This is a genomic window from Streptomyces sp. NPDC029044 (assembly GCF_040637495.1).
Lineage (GTDB): Bacteria > Actinomycetota > Actinomycetes > Streptomycetales > Streptomycetaceae > Streptomyces.
Genome location: NZ_JBEZWN010000019.1, coordinates 21628 through 40473 on the forward strand (window position 1 = coordinate 21628; position 18846 = coordinate 40473).

Annotated in this window: 18 protein-coding genes and 1 pseudogene; 11 read left to right on the forward strand and 8 right to left on the reverse strand. The window is 71.6% G+C overall.

What is annotated here, in order from left to right:
• The first annotated feature begins 22 nt into the window (after window positions 1-22).
• The 6 genes from AB0E85_RS17715 to AB0E85_RS17740 all read left to right on the forward strand — a co-directional run bounded on the left by AB0E85_RS17715 (window position 23) and on the right by AB0E85_RS17740 (window position 5500).
• A complete protein-coding gene (locus AB0E85_RS17715; RefSeq protein ID WP_361927673.1) occupies window positions 23-574 on the forward strand; it encodes an RNA polymerase sigma factor in 552 nt (183 codons plus the stop codon).
• Window positions 571-1407, forward strand: a complete 837-nt coding sequence (locus tag AB0E85_RS17720) for a zf-HC2 domain-containing protein (protein WP_361927675.1) — start codon at window positions 571-573, stop codon at window positions 1405-1407. The genes AB0E85_RS17715 and AB0E85_RS17720 overlap by 4 nt, the downstream gene beginning before the upstream one ends.
• A complete protein-coding gene (locus AB0E85_RS17725; protein ID WP_361927678.1) occupies window positions 1404-2264 on the forward strand; it encodes an ABC transporter ATP-binding protein in 861 nt (286 codons plus the stop codon). Before AB0E85_RS17720 ends, AB0E85_RS17725 begins: the two co-directional genes overlap by 4 nt.
• Window positions 2261-3775 (forward strand): ABC transporter permease, encoded by a 1515-nt coding sequence (locus tag AB0E85_RS17730; protein ID WP_361927681.1) that lies wholly within the window; start codon window positions 2261-2263, stop codon window positions 3773-3775. The genes AB0E85_RS17725 and AB0E85_RS17730 overlap by 4 nt, the downstream gene beginning before the upstream one ends.
• The gene (locus AB0E85_RS17735; RefSeq protein ID WP_361927688.1) at window positions 3763-4392 is read left to right on the forward strand and encodes an ABC transporter; all 630 of its coding nucleotides are present in this window, start codon (window positions 3763-3765) and stop codon (window positions 4390-4392) included. Before AB0E85_RS17730 ends, AB0E85_RS17735 begins: the two co-directional genes overlap by 13 nt.
• A gap of 97 nt (window positions 4393-4489) precedes the next feature.
• A complete protein-coding gene (locus AB0E85_RS17740; protein WP_361927691.1) occupies window positions 4490-5500 on the forward strand; it encodes a LysR family transcriptional regulator in 1011 nt (336 codons plus the stop codon).
• A gap of 88 nt (window positions 5501-5588) precedes the next feature.
• Here AB0E85_RS17740 and AB0E85_RS17745 read toward each other — a convergent pair whose 3' ends face one another.
• Both AB0E85_RS17745 and mshD read right to left on the reverse strand, forming a co-directional pair.
• Window positions 5589-6110, reverse strand: coding sequence for a GNAT family N-acetyltransferase (locus tag AB0E85_RS17745; RefSeq protein ID WP_361927694.1), 522 nt, complete (start codon window positions 6108-6110; stop codon window positions 5589-5591).
• A gap of 3 nt (window positions 6111-6113) precedes the next feature.
• Complete coding sequence (gene mshD / locus AB0E85_RS17750; protein WP_361927697.1) at window positions 6114-7040, reverse strand: mycothiol synthase; 927 nt, start codon at window positions 7038-7040, stop codon at window positions 6114-6116.
• A gap of 145 nt (window positions 7041-7185) precedes the next feature.
• On the opposite strand from mshD, the gene AB0E85_RS17755 reads away from it, so the two are divergent.
• The 3 genes from AB0E85_RS17755 to AB0E85_RS17765 all read left to right on the forward strand — a co-directional run bounded on the left by AB0E85_RS17755 (window position 7186) and on the right by AB0E85_RS17765 (window position 11474).
• Window positions 7186-9003, forward strand: coding sequence for a bifunctional metallophosphatase/5'-nucleotidase (locus tag AB0E85_RS17755; RefSeq protein WP_361927699.1), 1818 nt, complete (start codon window positions 7186-7188; stop codon window positions 9001-9003).
• 58 nt (window positions 9004-9061) lie between these two features.
• A complete protein-coding gene (locus tag AB0E85_RS17760; RefSeq protein WP_361927701.1) occupies window positions 9062-10297 on the forward strand; it encodes a DUF2993 domain-containing protein in 1236 nt (411 codons plus the stop codon).
• 142 nt (window positions 10298-10439) lie between these two features.
• Window positions 10440-11474 (forward strand): cellulase family glycosylhydrolase, encoded by a 1035-nt coding sequence (locus AB0E85_RS17765; RefSeq protein WP_361927704.1) that lies wholly within the window; start codon window positions 10440-10442, stop codon window positions 11472-11474.
• Window positions 11475-11539: 65 nt separating this feature from the next.
• On the opposite strand, the gene AB0E85_RS17770 is transcribed toward AB0E85_RS17765, so the two are convergent.
• From AB0E85_RS17770 to AB0E85_RS17785, 4 genes are all read right to left on the reverse strand, one after another.
• A complete protein-coding gene (locus AB0E85_RS17770) occupies window positions 11540-13603 on the reverse strand; it encodes a pectinesterase family protein (RefSeq protein WP_361927706.1) in 2064 nt (687 codons plus the stop codon).
• Window positions 13604-13681: 78 nt separating this feature from the next.
• Window positions 13682-14530: a hypothetical protein gene (locus tag AB0E85_RS17775; protein WP_361927708.1), complete on the reverse strand. Its 849-nt coding sequence runs from the start codon at window positions 14528-14530 to the stop codon at window positions 13682-13684.
• Between the two features lie 124 nt (window positions 14531-14654).
• On the reverse strand, window positions 14655-14918 hold the full coding sequence (locus AB0E85_RS17780; protein WP_361927711.1) for a hypothetical protein: 264 nt from the start codon (window positions 14916-14918) through the stop codon (window positions 14655-14657).
• Complete coding sequence (locus AB0E85_RS17785) at window positions 14915-15127, reverse strand: hypothetical protein (protein ID WP_361927713.1); 213 nt, start codon at window positions 15125-15127, stop codon at window positions 14915-14917. The genes AB0E85_RS17780 and AB0E85_RS17785 overlap by 4 nt, the downstream gene beginning before the upstream one ends.
• A 137-nt stretch (window positions 15128-15264) precedes the next feature.
• On the opposite strand from AB0E85_RS17785, the pseudogene AB0E85_RS17790 reads away from it, so the two are divergent.
• Together AB0E85_RS17790 and AB0E85_RS17795 are read left to right on the forward strand one after the other, a co-directional pair.
• A pseudogene (locus AB0E85_RS17790) lies at window positions 15265-16085 on the forward strand (helix-turn-helix transcriptional regulator).
• Window positions 16082-16279, forward strand: a complete 198-nt coding sequence (locus AB0E85_RS17795) for a DUF397 domain-containing protein (protein ID WP_361927715.1) — start codon at window positions 16082-16084, stop codon at window positions 16277-16279. The pseudogene AB0E85_RS17790 and the gene AB0E85_RS17795 overlap by 4 nt, the downstream one beginning before the upstream one ends.
• Here AB0E85_RS17795 and AB0E85_RS17800 read toward each other — a convergent pair.
• Window positions 16269-17747 (reverse strand): HAMP domain-containing sensor histidine kinase, encoded by a 1479-nt coding sequence (locus tag AB0E85_RS17800; protein WP_361927718.1) that lies wholly within the window; start codon window positions 17745-17747, stop codon window positions 16269-16271. The genes AB0E85_RS17795 and AB0E85_RS17800 overlap by 11 nt on opposite strands.
• Window positions 17744-18481: a response regulator transcription factor gene (locus tag AB0E85_RS17805; RefSeq protein WP_361927721.1), complete on the reverse strand. Its 738-nt coding sequence runs from the start codon at window positions 18479-18481 to the stop codon at window positions 17744-17746. Before AB0E85_RS17805 ends, AB0E85_RS17800 begins: the two co-directional genes overlap by 4 nt.
• Between the last annotated feature and the right edge of the window lie 365 nt (window positions 18482-18846).

An 18846-nucleotide genomic window follows, 5' to 3' on the forward strand; every position in this document is an offset into this window, starting at 1 on the left:
CCGGGCCGTCCGATGAGGAGACGTGAGCGATAAGAGAAGCGACGGGGAGCTGCTGCGGGCCATAGCCGCGGACGCCGACCGGCGTGCCTTCGAGGAGCTGTACCGGCGCTACGCGCCGTGGCTCCGGGCCCGGTTGCGGGGGCGGTGCGCCGACCTCGGGGTCGTCGACGACGTCGTGCAGGAGACGTTCCTCGCGATCTGGCGGGGCAAGGCCCGCCACCGGGAGGAGGCCGGTTCCGCGGACGCGGCCGGGTGGCTGTGGCGCATCGCGTCGCGGCGGCTGGTGGACGCGCTGCGCGGCGACGGGGCCCGGGGGCGGCTGCGACAGGCCCTGGCGAGGCTGCGGCACCGGGACGAGGCGTCGGCGGAGGAACGCGTGCTCGCGGGGGTGGAGCACGGGGACCTCGCCGGAGCGCTGGTCCGGCTGTCGCCGGAGCTGCGGGCGGTGTTGCAGGCGACCGTCATCGACGGGCTGACCACCCGTGAGGCGGCGGTGCTGCTCGGCATACCGCCCGGGACGGTCAAGACGCGGGCGATGCGGGCCCGCAAGCAGCTGAGGGAGGCGTTGGCATGAGCTGGCACGTGCCGGAAGAGGACCTGCGGGCCTACGCCCGGGGGGAGTTGGCGGCTCCCGCGCTCTGGTCCGCCGACGCGCATCTGACCTCCTGCGCCCGGTGCCGCGGGACGCTGGCCGAGGTCGGCGACCCGGTCGCCCTCGATGCCGGGTGGGAACGGCTCGACGCCGAGCTGGACGCGCCCCGGACGGGGCTTCTGGAGAAGCTGCTCCTGCGGATCGGCGTGGCCGGGCACACCGCGCGGCTGCTGGCGGCGACGCCGGTGCTGCGGCGGTCCTGGCTCGCGGCCGTCGTCGCCGTGCTGCTCCTGAGCGTCGCGGCCGGGCACTCCGTGCGCACCGGGGAGTTCCCCACGCTCTTCCTGGCCCTGGCGCCGTTGCTCCCGCTGGCGGGTGTGGCGCTGTCGTACGGGCCCGCACTGGACCCGACGTACGAGATGGCCGTCGTCGCGCCGATGCACGGGTTCCGGCTGCTGATGATCCGGACGGTGGCCGTGCTCGCCGTCGTGCTCGCGCTGAACGGCCTGGCGACCCTCGCCCTGCCCGCCTACGGGCTGCGGGCGCTGGCCTGGCTGCTGCCCGGGCTGGCGCTGACGGCGACCGGGCTCGCGCTGATGCCCCGGCTGGGGCCGGTGCTCGCGCCGTCCCTGGTGGGCGGGGCGTGGGCCGGGCTGCTGCTGGCGGCCGACGCGCTGCGGGCGGGGGCGGACGTGCCGCTCGCGCCGTTCACCGCTGCCGGGCAGGGCGTCGCGGCGGTGGTCGCCGCGCTCTCCGCCGGGCTGCTCTTCCTGCTCCGTGACCGATTCGACCTCTTCCAGGGACGTGCCGCATGACCCCGACCGTGTCCGCCTCCGGGCTGAGCCTCCGCTACGGCGGCACCCGGGCCCTCGACGACGTGTCGCTGCGCCTGACCGCCGGCGTGACCGGGCTGCTCGGCCCCAACGGCGCCGGCAAGACCACGCTGCTGCGGGTGCTCGCCACGGCCCTGCCCGCCGACCGGGGCGCCTTCACCGTGCTCGGGCACGACCCGGCCACCGCCCGCGGCCGGCAGGAGGTGCGGCGGCGGCTGGGCTATCTGCCGCAGACGCCGGGCTTCCACCCGGACTTCACCGCCTTCGAGTTCGTCGACTACGTGGCGATCCTCAAGGAGATGACCGACCGGGGCGTCAGGCACCGCGAGGTGCGGCGGGTCCTCGACGAGGCCGGCCTGGCGGACGTACGGGGCAAGCGCATCCGCAAGCTGTCCGGCGGGATGCGGCAGCGCGTGGCCCTGGCAGCCGCCCTGGTCGGCGACCCCGGATTCCTGGTCCTCGACGAGCCGACCGTGGGCCTGGACCCCGAACAGCGCATGCGGTTCCGGGAGTTGATCGCCGGAGCGGGGGAGGGACGGACGGTGCTGCTGTCCACCCACCAGACGGAGGACGTGGCGATGCTCTGCCACCGCGTGATCGTCATGGCCCGTGGCCGGGTCCGGTTCGAGGGCACCCCGGCCGAGCTGACCGCGCGAGCCGCTGGGCGCGTGTGGAGCAGCACCGAGCGGGACCCGGGCGCGAAGGCGGGATGGCGCACGGGCACCGGCTCCTTCCGGAACGTCGGCGACCCGCCGGCCGGGGCCCGACTCCTCGAACCCACTCTGGAGGACGGCTACCTGCTCACCCTCGACGGCGCCGGAACGGAGGTGGCGGCATGACCACAGTCGTGGAGAAGCCGGCCGCGTCCGGGACACGGCACGAACCCGGCGGGTCCTTCAAGGCCGTACTCGCCCTGGCCCTGTTCGAGTCCCGCCGGCTGCTGACCCGGATCCCGGTGCTCCTCGCCTTCGCCGTGTACCTCGGCTGGACCGTGTGGCGCGCCGGCCGGGCCTGGGGCGACTATCCGGCCCTCCAGGACGCCGACCGGGCCACCCAGAGCGCGCCGATGCTCGTCGGCCTCGCGGTCCTGCTGTCCGTCAACCAGGCCGCGCTGCGCTCCCGGCGGCACGGCACGGAACAGCTCCTCACGGTGCTGGTCCTCCCGGCGTGGCGGCGTACGGCCGCCCATGCCCTGTCAGTCGTGGCGGCGGCCCTGGTCACCGCCGTGTGCGTGGCCGCGCAGTTCGGCCGGGAGGCGCTGCGCCCCGGGGCGATCGGGCACGGCTCGGTGGCCGAACTGCTCGTCGGGCCGCTGACGGTGCTGCTGTTCGGACTGGTCGGGCTGCTCGTGGCGGGGCTGGTGCGGTCCGCTCTCGCCGCGCCGCTGCTGGTGGTGCTGTTCCTGTTCCTGTTCCTCTTCTTCTCGGGCATGGACTACGGGGCGAGGTGGCTGCTGCCGGCAGTCGAGGAAGCGACCCCCAACACCCTGCCGTCGGACCTGATGGGACGGCCCGCCGCCTGGCACGCCCTGTACCTGGCCGGGCTGGCGCTGAGCGTCGGCCTGCTGGCGCTGCTCGTGGCCGGCGGCCGCAAGCCGGCCGTGTTCGCCGGTGTCGCCGGGGCGCTGGCCATGACGCTGGCCGGCGGGGTGGCCCAGTCGGCGGGCGACTCCCCCGAGCTGGTCAGGGCGCGTGAACGGGCCTCGGTCCACCCCGAGCAGGTGCAGTCCTGCGTACGGCGGGACGGATCCACGTACTGCGCGTTTCCCGAGTGGGAGCCCCGCGTGGGTGACTGGGCCAGGGTGGTGGACCGCGTCCGCTCCCTGGCCGGGGGCGGCGCCCACGAGCAGGACGTCGTCGTACGGCAACGGGTCGACGCGCGCTACGGCCTCTCCGGCGACGCCGCTCTGGAGCCGCTGAAGCGCCCGTACGAGGTGACGGTGGGCACCCAGTGGGGCGGCAACCGCGTCCCCGAGTTCTCGGCCGCCGTGGCCGGTGTGCTGATCGCGGGCGACGAGGAGGCCGCCACCTCGATCTGCGACGGCCGCGTCGTGCCCCTCATGTGGCTGGCCGTCGGCTGGGAGTCCGACCCGCTCGACGCGCTGCGCCGGGTCCGCCTCAACGACACCGTGACCGGCTCCGACTCCGTGCTCCAGCCCACGAACGGGCTGTACATGACCGAGGCCCAGACCGAGGTGCTGCGCGCGCTGCTCGACCTGCCCCGGGCCGAGGCCGGCGCACGGGTCAAGGACCGGTGGGACGAACTCACCGCACCGAAGATCACCGCGGCCCGGGCCGCCGGGCTGCTGGGCCTGCCCGCGCCCGAGGGGGACGACAAGTGCCTCTCCTGACCCGGCAGCTGGTGCGCCCCGTCCACCGGACGCTGCCGTGGGGCACGGTCGGCGCGGCCGGGGCGGCGGGGCTGCTGCTCGCCGCGCTGACCCGGACCGGCGAGACGGCGGAAGGACTCTCCCTGTACCTGCTGCGGGCCGCGATCCTCGCCTTCGCGGTGGGCCTGGCCTTCCTCCTGGACGACCCGGCCCGGCACACCACGGCCGCCGTGCCGACCCCGCGCCCGGTCCGCGTCGCCCTGCGCGTCGCCCTGACCGTCCCGGCCGCGGCGGCCTGGTGGACGGTGGCCCTGCTGCTCGTGCCGCCGGGGGCGCGGCCCCCGGTCGGTGACATCACGGTGGAGGCCGGAGCCGCCTTCGTCCTGGCGGTGACCGGCGCGGCGGCCGCGCTGCGCTTCAGCGAGGTCACCCGGCCCGGACTGCCGGTCTCGGGCGGACTGTTGGCCACGTCCGTCCTGGCCATGCTGTTCCTGCCCGGCCGCTGGGCCCTGTTCGTGCCGGTGCAGGACGAGCGCTGGGCCGCGGCGCACGACCGGTGGGGCGTGGTCCTGGCCGGGGCCGTGGTCCTCGGCGCGGTGTGCGCGGTGGAGCCGGTGCGGCGGCGGTTCCGGCTCTAGTACTCCGAGTGGTTGTGCAAGAAGGGTACGTCGGGCTTCCTCATGGGGTTCACCGGCCCCTGCGACAACCACCCGTTGTGCGGCTACGCTGCCCCTCGTGGACCTCAAAGCCGTACGGGCCTTCGTCGCGATCGCCGACTCCGGGCAGTTCCAGAAGGCCGCCGTGGACCTGGCGCTCACCCAGCAGGCCGTCTCCAAGCGGATCGCCGCGCTGGAGAAGGACCTCGGCGTGCGGCTGCTGGTCCGTACGCCGCGCGGGGCGGAACTCACCATCGACGGGCAGGCCCTGCTGCCGCACGCCCGCGTCCTGCTCGGCGCCGAGGAGCGGGCGACGGCCGCCGTCCGGCCCGGGGACCGGGCGCTGCGGGTGGACGTCGTGGGACGCCGGGCCGCCACCGGCGGACTGGTGCAGCACTTCCACCGGGCGCACCCGGAGATCGCCCTGGACGTCGTCACGCTGTTCGACGTCGAGACGGCCGTGACGGCCCTGCGGGACGGGGCCGTCGACGCCACCTTCCGGGCCGTCACCATGCCCGGGCAGCGGCTCCCCGACGGCATCGCGGCCACCCCGGTCCTCGACGAGCCGCTGCGGCTGTGCGTCGGCCCCGGCCATCCCTTCGCCCGGGCCGACAAGGTGACGACCGGGCAGCTCGCCGGACACCGGATCTGGATGCCGGGCAACGTGCCCGGGACCGAGTGGCACGCCTACTACGAGGAACTGGCCGCGGCCTTCGGTCCGGCCATCGACACCATCGGGCCCAACTTCGGCCTGGAGGCGCTCCTCGACACGATCGCCGGGTCCGCGACCGTGGCGACCTTCCTCAGCGAACGCACCCCGCACGTCTGGCCGGTCACCCACGACCTGCGGCTCGTCCCGCTCGTGGACCCGGTCCCGGTCTACCCGCACTCGCTGCTGTGGCGCACGGACAACCCGCATCCCGGCCTGTCGGCCCTGCGCGACCACCTGGTGGCGACCCGGCCGCGACCGCCGGAGGGCGAGCTCTGGCGGCCGTCCTGGGCGCAAGGCCCACCTAGGGGGCTTCTGACGGATCTCCGCGGCGTCGCGACGCCCGGCACGCGCTCTCGCCGCACCGGACGAAAGGCCTAGTAGCTCCGCTACGAGACCTTCCGTCCGGCGCGCCGAGAACACGCACCGAACGCCGCTCCTTCCTCCGCGGAGATCCGTCAGAAGCCCCCTAGCGGAGCCGCTTCTCCATCAGCGTGAAGGACTTGGGCGGCCCGCCCGGCTGCGGTTTGCCCGCCTTGTGTCCCACGACGCGGTAACCGGCGTCGGCGTAATAGGCGTTGAGCTGCGCGTTGCCCGCGAGGCAGTCCAGGCGCACCCGGGTGCGCCCCGCCTCGGCCACCCGGCGCTCGGCGGCGTCCAGCAGCAGCCGGCCCGTCCCGGGCGCGGTGACGGTCCGGTCCACCATCAGCCGGTGCACGTACCCGGCCACGGGCGGCTGCGGGCCCCAGGCGTCCTCGTCCTCCCACCACAGCTCCCAGGCACCCGCGAGACGCCCGCCGGCTTCCGCGAGCCAGACCTCGCCGTGCGCCAGGACCCGGCGGAAGTGGTCCTCGTCCAGCTCCCCCGGCCGCCACTGCCCGGTGACACCACGGGCCAACAGCCGGCGGGCGGCGTCGTCGCGCAGGCGCACGAGGTCGGGCAGGTCGGCCTCGGCGGCGGGGCGGACGCTCAGATCACGCGCCGGGAGCACGGCTCAGGTCTCCGTCCGGTACATCAGGTCCACCTCGTGCGTGGTGAAGCCCAGCCGCTCGTACACCGACACCGCCGCCTTGTTGTCGGCGTCGACGTACAGCATCGCCGTCGGCAGCCCCTGCCCCGCCAGGTGCCGCAGCCCGATCGTGGTCAGGGACTTGCCGAGGCCGCCGCCCTGCGCGCCCGGCCCCACACCGAGGACGTACACCTCGCCCAGGCCCTCCTCGGCGTGCACCTTGGTCCAGTGGAAGCCCACGAGTTCGTCGCCGCGGAAGGCCAGGAAGAACCCCGCCGGGTCGAACCACGGCTCGGCCTTGCGGTCGTCGAGGTCGCGCTGGGTGAGGGAGCCCTGCTCGGGGTGGTGGGCGAAGGCGGCGGCGTTCACCGCGAGCCAGGCCGCGTCGTCCCGGCCGGGCTCGAAGGTCCGCACGGTGACACCCTCGGGAAGCACCGGCTCGGGAGCGTCGAAGCCGGTCAACGGCCTTCGCATCTGGCGCAGTTCACGGAACAGGGTGAGTCCGAGGACCTGCGCGAGGTGCCGGGCGGCGGAGTGCCCGCCGTGCGCCCACACCCGCAGTCGCTTGCCGGACGCGGCCAGCAAAGCCGAGCCGAGCGCGCGTCCGTGCCCGTGCCCGCGGTGGCCGGGGTGCACCACCAGCTCGGCGGCGGGCGGCTCCACCGGGTCCGTGTCCTCCAACTGGGCATAACCGACAAGTTCCCCGCCGGCGGTGAGCAGCAGATGGGACACGCCCTCGCGCTCGCCGCCGCGCAACTGCAACCGGCCCTGTTCGGACACCGCCTGCTGCCCGTCGGTCCGGGCCGCCTCGTCGAGCAGTCCGAGCACGGCCTCGGTCTGCTCCGCGGAGAGCGCGGCAAGGGTCTCGATCGAGCGGGGGTGGCCTGGCCGTACGGTGTCGTCGCTGGTCATGCGTACGAGGGTACGGGGCGCCACCGGCAAAACGGCGGCAAAGAAGCAACCAGGTCGTAACCCGGAAAGGCCTGTCGCGCTACGCGCGTTGACTCTAGGCTGCGCCGGACGACATCACTGTCCCAGCAGACCCACAGGGGGGCGTATGCCAGCCACTTCACCAGCGCATCCGGAGCGCCGGAGACGTCGTACGAACCGTTTCGTCGCTCTCGCCGCCGGTGTCGTCACCGTCGGCGCGCTGGCCGCCGCGGGGCTGCCGGGGTCGGCGACCGCGGGCGAGGACCACCGCAAGGGCGGTCACTGGCCCGGCCGCTACCAGGACGTGCAGCTGCTGTCCTTCAACGACCTGCACGGCAACCTGGAGCCGCCGGCGGGCTCGTCCGGCCGGGTCACCGAGCACCAGCACGACGGCACGACGAAGACCATCGACGCCGGTGGTGTCGAGTACCTCGCCACGCACCTGCGCCAGGCCCGCAAGGGCGAGAAGTACTCCATCACGGCCGCCGGCGGCGACATGGTCGGCGCCTCCCCGCTGATCTCCGGGCTGTTCCACGACGAGCCGACCATCGAGGCGCTGAACAAGCTCGACCTCGACGTCACCTCGGTCGGCAACCACGAGTTCGACGAGGGCGCCAGGGAACTGGCCCGCCTCCAGAACGGCGGCTGCCACCCGAAGGACGGCTGCTACACGGACAAGAAGTTCAAGGGCGCCGACTTCCCCTACCTGGCCGCCAACGTCCTCGACGAGAAGACGAAGAAGCCGATCCTCAAGCCCTACTGGGTGTGGAAGAAGAACGGCGTCAAGGTGGGCTTCATCGGCGTGACCCTGGAGGGCACCCCGGACATCGTCTCCGCCGAGGGCGTCAAGGGCCTGTCCTTCAAGGACGAGACCGAGACGATCAACAAGTACGCCAAGGTGCTCCAGAAGCAGGGCGTGAAGTCGATCGTCGCGCTCATCCACGAGGGCGGCTTCCCGGCGTCGACGTCGTACAACTACGACTGTGACTCCCCGGGTGCGGGCGACGGCATCTCCGGCCCGATCGTCGACATCGCGAAGAACGTCACGCCGCAGGTCGACGCGCTGGTCACCGGCCACACCCACAACGCGTACGTGTGCAGCATCGCCGACCCGGCGGGCAAGCCCCGCATGGTCACCTCGGCCGCGTCCTTCGGCCGCCTCTACACCGACACCACGCTGACCTACGACCGCAGGACCGGCGACATCGCCCGTACGGCCGTGAAGTCGGCGAACCGCGTGGTCACCCGGGACGTCCCCAAGGCGCCCGACATGACCGAGCTGATCAGCAAGTGGAACACGCTGGCCGCGCCCATCGGCAACAAGCCGATCGGCTGGATCTCCGGCGACATCGGCAACACCGGTACCGAGTCCCCGCTCGGTGACCTCATCGCCGACGCCCAGCTCGCCCACGGCAAGCAGCTCGACCCGGAGACGGACCTGGCGCTGATGAACCCGGGCGGTATCCGGGCGCCCCTGACGTACCCGGCCAAGGCCGCCGAGGGCGACGGCGTCGTCACCTACGCCGAGGGCTTCACCGTCCAGCCGTTCGCCAACACCGTGAATCTCCAGGACTTCACGGGCGCGCAGCTGATCCAGGTGCTCAAGGAGCAGGTGACCGGCCCCAACGCGGCGGCGCCGAAGGTCCTCCAGGTCTCCTCCGGTCTGACCTACACGCTGGACCTCACCAAGTCCGGTGCCGACCGGGTGGTCACGGACAGCATCAGGCTGAACGGCTCGGCCATCGACCCGGCGGCCACCTACCGTGTCGCGACGAACAGCTTCCTCGCGGGCGGCGGCGACGGCTTCCCGACCCTCGGCCAGGGCACGAACGACGTCGTCGGCTCCGACGACCTGACCGCGCTGGAGCAGTACCTGACGGCCAACTCCTCGGCCGCGACCCCGATCGCACCGCCCAAGGCGGACCGCATCACGATCGTGAAGTAAGTCGCATACCGCGGGTTCGAGTTGCGGGACGGGGCGGTGCGCATGGTCGGATGAGACGATGCGCACCCCCCACCGCATGGACACGCATCATCCCGACGACCGCTCCGAGCAGCCCCGCAACCCCTACGAGGAACTCGGCGCACTCGACGACGGGCCTCTGGAGGCGACCCCTCTGGAGGACTTCCTCGGCGAGGACGCCGAGCAGCGGCACGAGCCGGAGCCGGAGTGGTCGCCGCCCGACCACCGCCGCGGCGGCCGACGCCGAAAGAATCGTTTCGCCGGACTGCCGCTCGCCGTGAAGGCGGTCGTCGGCCTCGTCGTCCTCGCCTCGTTCGCCGCTCTCGGCGACCGCTGGGCCGTGCTGTACGCCGAGCACCGGGCCGCGGACACCCTCAAGGACCGCCTGGACCTGGCCGCCGCGCCCGAGGTGGAGATCGGCGGCTTTCCCTTCCTCACCCAACTCGCCGACAAGCGGCTGGAGTCGGTGAAGGTGACCGTCCCGGACGTCGCGGCGGACCGGGTCTCGCTGGCGAAGGTGTCGGCCACGGCCCACGACGTGACGCTCAACGCCGACGGCCTGACCTCCGTGCGCGGCGCCGACGTCCCCCGGTTCGACGGGGACGTCATGCTGTCCTTCGAGGACCTCAACCGCGAACTGGGCGCTTCCCAGGTGACGTTCACCGGCGAGGGCCGGGACCGGGTGCGGGCGCACGGCACCCTGCCGGTCGCCGGGCACGACCTGAAGCTGCGGGCCGAGGCCCGGATCCAGCGGCAGGGGGAGCGGGGCATCGCCACGGAGATCGGCGGCATGCGGCTGGACATCGGGAACCTGGCCACCTACCGCCCCGGCAAGCGCGCCTCGGAAGGCCTGCACCTGACACCCAAGGCCTCCGCCGACCTGGCCCGGGAGACGCAGAAGGCCAAGGCGCTGCTGTCGGTGCCGGCCATCGTGCGGCGCATGGGCGTGCCCGAGGCGACGGTGAACGAGGCCCTGGCCGACGACGGCAAGCTCGCCGAACTGACCGGCTCTCCGCGCTTCGCCCGGCAGGCCGAGAGCCTGAACCTCATCGACCTCGCCCTGAACAACCCCGAAGTGCTCAAGCGCCTGGGTCTCGACCCCGGCCTCCTGAATGAGTTGTCGGGCCTGACCCGCCCGGTCCTGGCCGACCGGCTGGCCCTGGCGTTCGAACTGCCGAAGCCGGAGCAGGGGGACGTGAAGCTGGAGGACGTACGGGTGGAGGAGGACGGCATCCGGGTGCGGCTGTCGGGCTCGGGGCTGACGGTGGGCGGCTGAGGAACGGCCCGTCCCGGAGCCCTGGGTGAAACTTTATGTGCTGATGTGTTGACCTCTGTTCGAGTCTCCTTCTAGTTTCGTGCTCCACTGAGCGGTCCGTCTGTGGGCTGCTCACCTTCGCACATGCTCAGAAGGGGATGTCGTGTCTCACAAGACCCATCGCGGAACAGCGTGCGTGGGGGCGCTGCTGGCCTGCGTCACGGCATTCGGTGGAGCACTCGCCTCCCCCGCCGCCGCCTCTCCCGCCCACCGCCCCGCCACCCCGCCGCCCGTCAGCGACTTCAAGGGCGTCAACTGGGCCGACCCGCGCGACAACTACGCCGACGACGCGGTCGTGCCCTCGGGCCTGTCCACCTCCGACAGCTACGCGACCACCTACGCCAAGTCCAAGGCGATCATCGGCGGGTTCTCCAAGCTCGGCGCCAACACCGTCCGCCTCCCGGTCAACCCGACCTCGGTCAACGGCCCGTTCTGGAAGTCGTACCGGGGCGCGATCGACGCCGCCACCGCCAAGGGCTTCAAGGTCATCCTGGGCTACTGGGAGGCCGACAACGCCAAGGACGGCAAGATCGACGACCAGGCCTCCTGGGACCGGATGTGGGCCCGGATCACCACCGCCTACGCCGGCAACTCCAAGGTGTACTTCGAGCCGATGAACGAGCCGTTCGGCTACACCGCACAGGAATGGACGGACATCGCGGCGAAGTGGGTGAGCACCCACCGCTTCATCCCCCGCGACCGGATCCTGATCGGCGGGTACAAGTACAGCGAGGACGTCAAGCCGGTCTGCGCCGACCCGCGCCTGAAGGGCACGCGCCTGGCCCTGCACAACTACGGCTTCTGGCACACCGACTGGACCAGCGTCGACCAGTGGAAGGCCGACTTCAAGAGCCGCATCGGCGACTGCGCCTCCCGCACGATCCTCGACGAGTTCGGCGCCTCGATGACCACCGGCCTGGACTACAACGGCCCGGTGGGCACCTCCAACGAGATCGCCTACATCCAGGCCGCGACCGACACCATCCGGGAACTGGGCCTCGGCTCGGTCTACTGGCCCGGCCTGCGCAACGGTGACACCTACTCCCTCACCACGCTCCAGGGCACGGGCACGAACCTCAGCCTGACGGTGAACAACCAGAGCGGCCTGGACCGGCTGCACTACGCCTGGAAGCAGTAGCCCCTGGGCATGGTGACCCTTCCGGGTCCGGCGCCGCTCGTCAGCCGGACCCGGAAGGGAGCCGCTCAGGACGCCGAAGGCGTCCAGCCCGCGAGCCAGTCCCCGACCTCCTGGTTCGCGGCCTGCGCGTCACTCAGGTGGGGCCGGTCGGCGCTCGCCTTGCCCGCGCCGGCGCCGTAGTTGCCGTACTCGGCGAACCGGTCGTCCTTCCAGGAGAAGCCGCTCATGTCGGTCCACGGCGTGGACCTGATCGCGGCACTGAGGTTGGTGTTGCGGACGGTGGTCTGCGGATCGAGGGACGCGTCCCCGCCCGCGTGCCAGGGCCGGCCGAGGTAGAAGGTCCCGGCCGAGACGTCGCCGTTCACGGTGGAGTTGGCGATCAGGATGCCCTTGCGGTTCGCCGCGGTGCTCGGTGCGGTGATGTACCCGGCCGAGGTGCCGTTCCAGCGCTTCTTCAGCGTGATGACGGACTTGTCGACGACGGCCGTGGCCCGGCCGAAGATGAAGTCGACGTTGCCGATGACGTAGGAGTTGCTGACGTAGACCCGGCCGAGGCGGTCCTTCGACGCGGTGTCGAGCAGCAGGGTGTCCTGGTCCCCGCTGACGATGATCCCGTCGAGGAACACCTTGTCGGCGGCGGTCCGCAGGGCGACGGCCTGCTGGTCCTTGATGTTCTGGTTCGCCTTCTCGTCGAAGTCGTTGGAGATGGTCAGGTTGCGCGCCTGGAAGTCGTCGGCCTCGACGGCGACGGTCGCGCTGCCGCCGGTGCCGTAGGTCCCGCCGCCGGGCTTCGGCGTGCCCGACGCGTTGTTGTAGACGATCGTCGTGTCCTTGCGGCTGCCGCCGGTGCCCCGGATGGTGACGTGCGGCTTGTTGGAGGGCACCTTCACCAGTTCCCGGTACGTCCCCGGCTTCACGGCGATCACGACCCGCGCGGGGTTGTTCGCCGGTACGGCGTTCACGGCGGCCTGCACGGTGCGGTACTGGCCGCTGCCGTCCTGGGCGACGGTGAGGGTGGTGGCAACGGCGGCCTTGGTTGCGGCGGCGGTCGTGCCGATGGAGGCGCGGGGCCCGGCGCCGGCCTTGAGGACCGACGGGAGGTCGGTGGCCTTGTCGAGGGTGTAGGGGTAGTACGTCTTCGGGTCGAAGGCGCTCCCGCCGCTCTCGTTGCGACCGCTGGTGCCGGAGAAGGAGTTGCCGCGCTGGACGACGGCGGCCCCGCTGTCCTTGATGACGGGGTTCTTGACGCCCTGGAAGAGGGAGTTCTCCAGCACCATCTTCGTGCCGCCGCGCGAGTAGTTCCCGTACGCCGACGTGATGGCGGTGCCCGGCGCGTCCTCCAGGAAGTTGTTGTAGAGGTGGGCGTGGGCGGCGTTGTCGGTGGACGGGTTGCGCTGCTCGGTCTCGCGGATCCAGTTGTGGTGGATCGTGATGTCGGTCTTGACGTTCTCGGTCCAGCCGATGCCGAAGGTCTTGTTGTTGTCGCTCAGCTTGTTCCAGGAGACGGTGACGTTCGTCGAGTCCTTGCGGACGTCGATGAGCCCGTCGGCCATGTGCCGCAGGTCGTTGTGGTCGATCCACACGTGGTGGGCGCCGTCCATCTGGATCGCGTCGAAGTCGTGGTCCTTGTCGTTCCAGATCCCCTGGTACGCGTCCCGGATGGTCAGGTTCCGGATGATCACGTTGTGCACGCCCTGGCCGAGGAAGAACCCGCCGCCGACGATGTGCCCGGCGGTCCCCTGCCCCACGATGGTCTTGTCGGACTTGACCTTGATCTCTTTGCCGACGGGGTTCATCGTGATGGTGCCGGCGACGACGATGACGTAGGGCTCGGCCGCGGTCGCGTACTTCTCCAGATCGGCGAGCGTCTTGACGGTGACGGTCTTCCCGCCCCGGCCGCCGTACGTCCCGTTCTGCCCGAGGGAGTTGACGGAGGCGAACCCGTCGGCGGTGTCGGCCGCCCAGGCGGGTGCGGCGGCGGAGGCCTCCTGGACGCTGCTGCCGAGGACGCCGAGGTCGGTGCCGTAGGCGAAGGTACCGGCGGCGGTCAGGGCCAGGGGGACCCCGACCGCCAGGGCGGTGCGGCTTCTGCGACGACGGTGCTGGGCCTTGCTGCGCGGCTCACTCATACGGCGATCCGTTCCGTGTGGGGGAATGACCGCTGATCAGTCGCCGCCCCACACGGAAAGGTTGCCGGTGCAGGCGTCCTATGCGGTGCAGGACGCGGGGTCGAGCTTCTCCTCGATCTTGTCCTCACGGCCGTCGGGCTGACCGCTGGGCAGGAGCTTGTCGGAGATGCCGTCGATGTAGTAGCCGTGCGAGTAGACGGTCTGGTAGCCCCGGTCCCGCCAGCTGTGCACGGTCCGGTCGCCGTCGCCCTTGTTCCACTCGTAGTCCTCGACGTGGAAGACCGGGTTCACGCGCACCACGCGCTGGTACGGCGTCCAGGTCACGGCGACCTGCCGGCACGGCGGAATGGTCTTCTCGCTCCGGGTCTCGAACCGGGACTCCTTCTCCCAGCCCCACTCGTAGCCGGCGCTGCCGCCCACGGTTCCGCTGAAGATGCTCTTGGCGAGGGAGAGGCTGATGCTGCCGCCGACGCTCTTCTTCGCGAACGTCTTGGTGCTGTAGCTGCTGACGAAGGTCTCCTTGTCGTCGGCGGACCCCTTGTTCCCGATCCAGCGGGACGTGCGGACGGTGTCGCCCTTGATCGACCAGGTCGAGGCCTCGGCGTACCCGCACCAGCCGCGGAACAGCTCCCACGGCCCGGCCGGCTTCCACAGCCCGAAGACGTCCCGCAGGTACTCGTCCCGGGTCTTGAACTCGCCGGTGTCGACGTTCAGGGCGCCGTACACGCCCGTCAGGCTCGTCTCCTGGCTACAGAGCCGCTCGATCATCCGGTCGGTGTCCCCGGGGTCGACACCCCGGATGTTCGTCGCCCCGGCGGGCCCGGCCGAGGCGGTCCCCGCGCCGGCCAGCAGACCGGTCACGGCGAGGGCGGTGGAGGCGGCAACAGCGCCGATTTTCCTGACAGTTGACGTGCGAATGAGACGCATGTGGGGGGCTCACTCCTGCTTGTCGTTCTGTGACGGCGATGAAGATGTCAGAACAGCGGCAGGAGTGTGCGCTACTGATGGGTATGACAGGACATCGACAGGTGCGCGGGGTGTATGTCCTGCCTTATCGGGTGCCGTCGCCGCGACCGACAGCGATCCGCAGCACCTCGCCGAGGGACTCCACGGCCCGCGCCAACGCGCAACGCACAGCATGTTCACCGGCCTTGGGGTCGTGCAGTACGGCTCTGGCACCGGCGAGCACGGTCTCGGCGGACCCGAGCTGAGCGGCCTCGACGTCGTCGGCGAGCCGGGAGAGCAGGCTGTCGGGGTCGTCGGTGGAGAGGTAACAGGGTTTGCCGTCGGCCCCGGTCCAGGGGAGCAGCCTCATGCGTAGACCTCCAGGGCGCGGAGGTAGGGCCGGACGAGCGGGGTGTCGATTTCGAGGGGCTCCGGCGGGAGGGGGCGTGCGGGCGGGGGCAACGGCCGTGGCCGGGAGGGCGCGACGGCTCGATGTCGCCCTCGGGCGGGCAACAGGAGCCGTACGAGGGTGAGGAGCAGTGACTCGCAGAGCTCGGCGGCGCGCAGGCGCAGGCGCATGGGTGTCCCTTCCGGGAGGCAGGCAGGGGGTTTGACGAGCGGTGATTACCGTTCGTGCCTCCATGGTTACGGCTCGCCCGTACGCTGCGGAAGAGGCCAGGTGTTGCCTGGCGCTCCAGGCAACGGTGAGGGGTGACGTGGGCGAAGTGGTTGACGGGGGACGGGTCGTGCTGGGGCGGACGCTGAGGTTTCTGCGGGAGAAGGAGGGCAAGTCGCTCGGCCAGTTGGCCGAGGACACCGGCTACGACAAGAGCTACTTGAGCCGCCTGGAGTCGGGCGAGCGACTGTCCAAGCTGGCGGTCATGGAGGACCTGGACAGTTACTACGGGTGCGGTGACCTGCTGGTTCGTGAGTGGCGGGAGGCGCGCAGGGAGGTCATCAGGACAAGTACAAGGCGTTCATGGATCTTGAGGCGACGGCACAGATCATGTGGATGTTCCAGCTGCGCGTGCCGGGTCTCTTGCAGACCGAGGACTACGCCCGGGCGGTGTTGTCAGGGTTGTCTGGCGCCCAGACAACGGCTGGCAACAGTGAAGAGGTCGAGGAACAGGTGGCTGCGCGGGTGGGGCGGCAGGAACTGCTCTACCGTGAGTCGGCGCCGGACCTACGCGTGATCCTTGACGAGGTCGCTCTGCGGCGGCCTGTCCCTGACGCGAAGGTGTGGGCGGAGCAGTTGTCACACCTCCTGGATGCGGCCGAGCTGCCGAACATCGCGATCCAGGTACTGCCCTTCGCGGCCGGGGTGCACGACCTCATGGACAGCCACCTCTGGCTCTTCTGGCAGCGCGTTGGTGATCCAGTCGCCTGGACAGAGGGCAACGGCTTCGGTGAGTTGATCACGGAAGCGGACAAGGTCCTGCGCTTCCGTTTGTCCTACGATCGCGTCAGGGACGCGGCGCTGACTCCCGTGGAGTCGACGGCGTTCATCAAGCGCCTTCTAGAGGAGTGCAGAGAATGAACCGAGCCCCTGACCTCACTGCCGCCGCGTGGCGCAAGTCGTCCTACAGCGACGGGGGCGGCACAAACTGCCTGGAGGTCGCCGACGGCCACTCCGGCATGGTCCCCGTCCGCGACAGCAAGCGCCCCGACGGCCCGATACTCGTGTTCGGCGCGAGCCCCTGGGCGTCGTTCCTCGCCTGCGTCAAGAAGTAGGGGGATTCTCCGGCGGAGGCACCGCCGCCCCCGGCAGTCGTACCGTCGCCACCGTGCCTCCCCCGTCCGCCCGGGCCAGCGACACCTCGCCGCCCGCCTGCTGGACCGTCCGGGCCACGATCGACAGGCCCAGGCCCGAGCCCGGCAGGGCGCGGGCGCCGGGGGAGCGCCAGAAGCGGTCGAAGACGTAGGGGAGTTCGTCGGCGGGGATGCCCGGGCCGTGGTCGCGGACCGTGAGGACGCCCTCGGTCAGGCGGACCTCGATCAGGCCGCCCTCCGGGCTGAACTTCACCGCGTTGTCCAGGATGTTGACCACCGCCCGTTCCAGGGCGGAGGGTTCCGCGCGGACGAACCAGGGCTCGACGTCCGCCGTGATCGTCAGTTCCGGTCCGCGCAGCCGCGCTCGCCGCAGCGCCGACTCCACCGTGTCCTGCCAGGCCACGATCTGAGTCCGCTCCGAGTGCTGGCCGGGGTCCGGGCGGGACAGTTCCTGAAGGTCGCCGATGAGCGTGGCCAGTTCCGTCATCTGCGCCTTCACCGACGCGAGCAGCGCCTTGCGGTCCGCCTCGGGGATGGGGCGGCCCGTTTCCTCGCTGCGGGTGAGGAGCTCGATGTTGGTGCGGAGAGAGGTGAGCGGAGTGCGGAGTTCATGGCCGGCGTCCGCGATCAGTTGCTGCTGGAGGTCACGGGAGCTGGCCAGGGCCGAGGTCATGGAGTTGAAGGAGTGGGACAGGCGGGCGATCTCGTCCTCGCTGGCGTCCTCCACGGGGATGCGGATGTTCAGGTCCTCCGTGCGGGCCACGTGCTCGACGGCCTCGGTCAGTTTGTCGACGGGCCGCAGCCCGGCCCGGGCGACGGCCAGGCCGGCGGCTCCTGCGCCGAGCACTCCCACGCCGGAGACCAGCAGGAGGATCAGCGCCAGCTCGTTGAGCGTGGACTGTGTTCCCTTGAGCGGCAGGGCGATGACGAGGGAGTAGTCGGCGGCCACCCCCTGCGTCAGGGGTCCGTCCTTGATGACTACCGCGGTGGTCAGGACGCGCAGCTTGTTGCCCTCGTTGTCGGTGCCGTCACGGATATGGCCCTGGTTCGGGTCGGGATCCCCGGCCACCGCCTTGTCATCGCCGCTGACCTGCACTTGTGCCGTGGAGCTCGGGAAAAGGCACACGTTGCCGTCGACCTCGACCAACTGCCCATAGCTCTTGGGCCGCGACCCCATGCCCAGCTCGTCGGTAGGCGTCTGACGGCAGTCTTGCGTGAGGCGCTGGAAGTCGTCCGAACGTAGCGGCCCGACCGACGACCTCAGGTCGTTGTCGATCTCGTCGTACAACTTCCCCTGCACGATGAACCAGCAGGTCACCGACACCGCCGCCACGGCGAACGCCACCGCCGCCGCCACCAGCAGGGCCAGTCGGGAGCGGATCGGCAGGGAGCGGAAACGCCGTACGGCCCTGCGCGTCCGGGAACTCACTCCGCGCCGCCCTGCCGCAGCACGTAACCGACGCCCCGGACCGTGTGGACCAGGCGCGGCTCCCCGCCCGCCTCGGTCTTGCGCCGCAGGTACATCACGTACACGTCGAGGGAGTTCGACGACGGCTCGAAGTCGAAGCCCCAGACGGCCTTGAGGATCTGCTCGCGGGTGAGGACCTGGCGCGGGTGCGCCATGAACATCTCCAGGAGCGTGAACTCCGTCCTGGTCAGCTCCACTTGGCGGCCGCCCCGGGTGACCTCGCGCGTGGACAGGTCCATGCGCAGGTCGGCGAAGGTGAGGGCGTCCTCGTCGGCCGCGGCGGTCGCGCCCACGGCCGTCGCGTAGGTGCTGCGGCGCAGCAGCGCGCGGATGCGGGCGAAGAGTTCGTCGAGTTCGAACGGCTTGACCAGGTAGTCGTCGGCGCCCGCGTCGAGGCCGGTGACCCGGTCGCCGACCGTGTCGCGGGCCGTGAGCATCAGGATCGGCGTGGTGTCGCCGGTGGCACGGATGCGGCGCGCCGCTGTCAGACCGTCCATGCGCGGCATCTGGATGTCGAGGACGACCAGGTCGGGCCGGTAGGCCGCCGCCTTCTCCAGCGCGTCCGCGCCGTCGACGGCGACCTCGGTCCCGTACCCCTCGAACGCGAGGCTGCGCTGGAGCGCTTCGCGTACGGCCGGCTCGTCGTCGACGATCAGGATGCGCTGCGGGTCACGGTCGCCTTCTGCGGGGCTCATGGGTCGGGGGTCCTCGGGGGGTGAAGGGGGACGGGGGTGCTGCTGCTCTGACGCTCTCAGCGTCGCACGCCGGCGGGCGGTGGCGGGGGGAGCGCCGGCCCGGTGGTGGGCGGTGACGGGCGGTGGCGGGGGGAGCGTCGGCCCGGTGGGGGGCGGCGTCAGCCTCGCGTCGCCCGGCGTCGCGCCCTCGCGGACCGGCTCGTCCGACGCGCCGCCGTGGCCGGCGCCACCTCCGCCGCCCGGCCCGACGGTGCGTGCAGGGCGCACGCCACCGCCAGGGCCGGCCCGATCGCCGCCGGGTCTTTGCCGCCCGGCTCCGTGTGCACAACCTGCTGGATCATCGCCGTACTCCTCGCTGCCAGGTG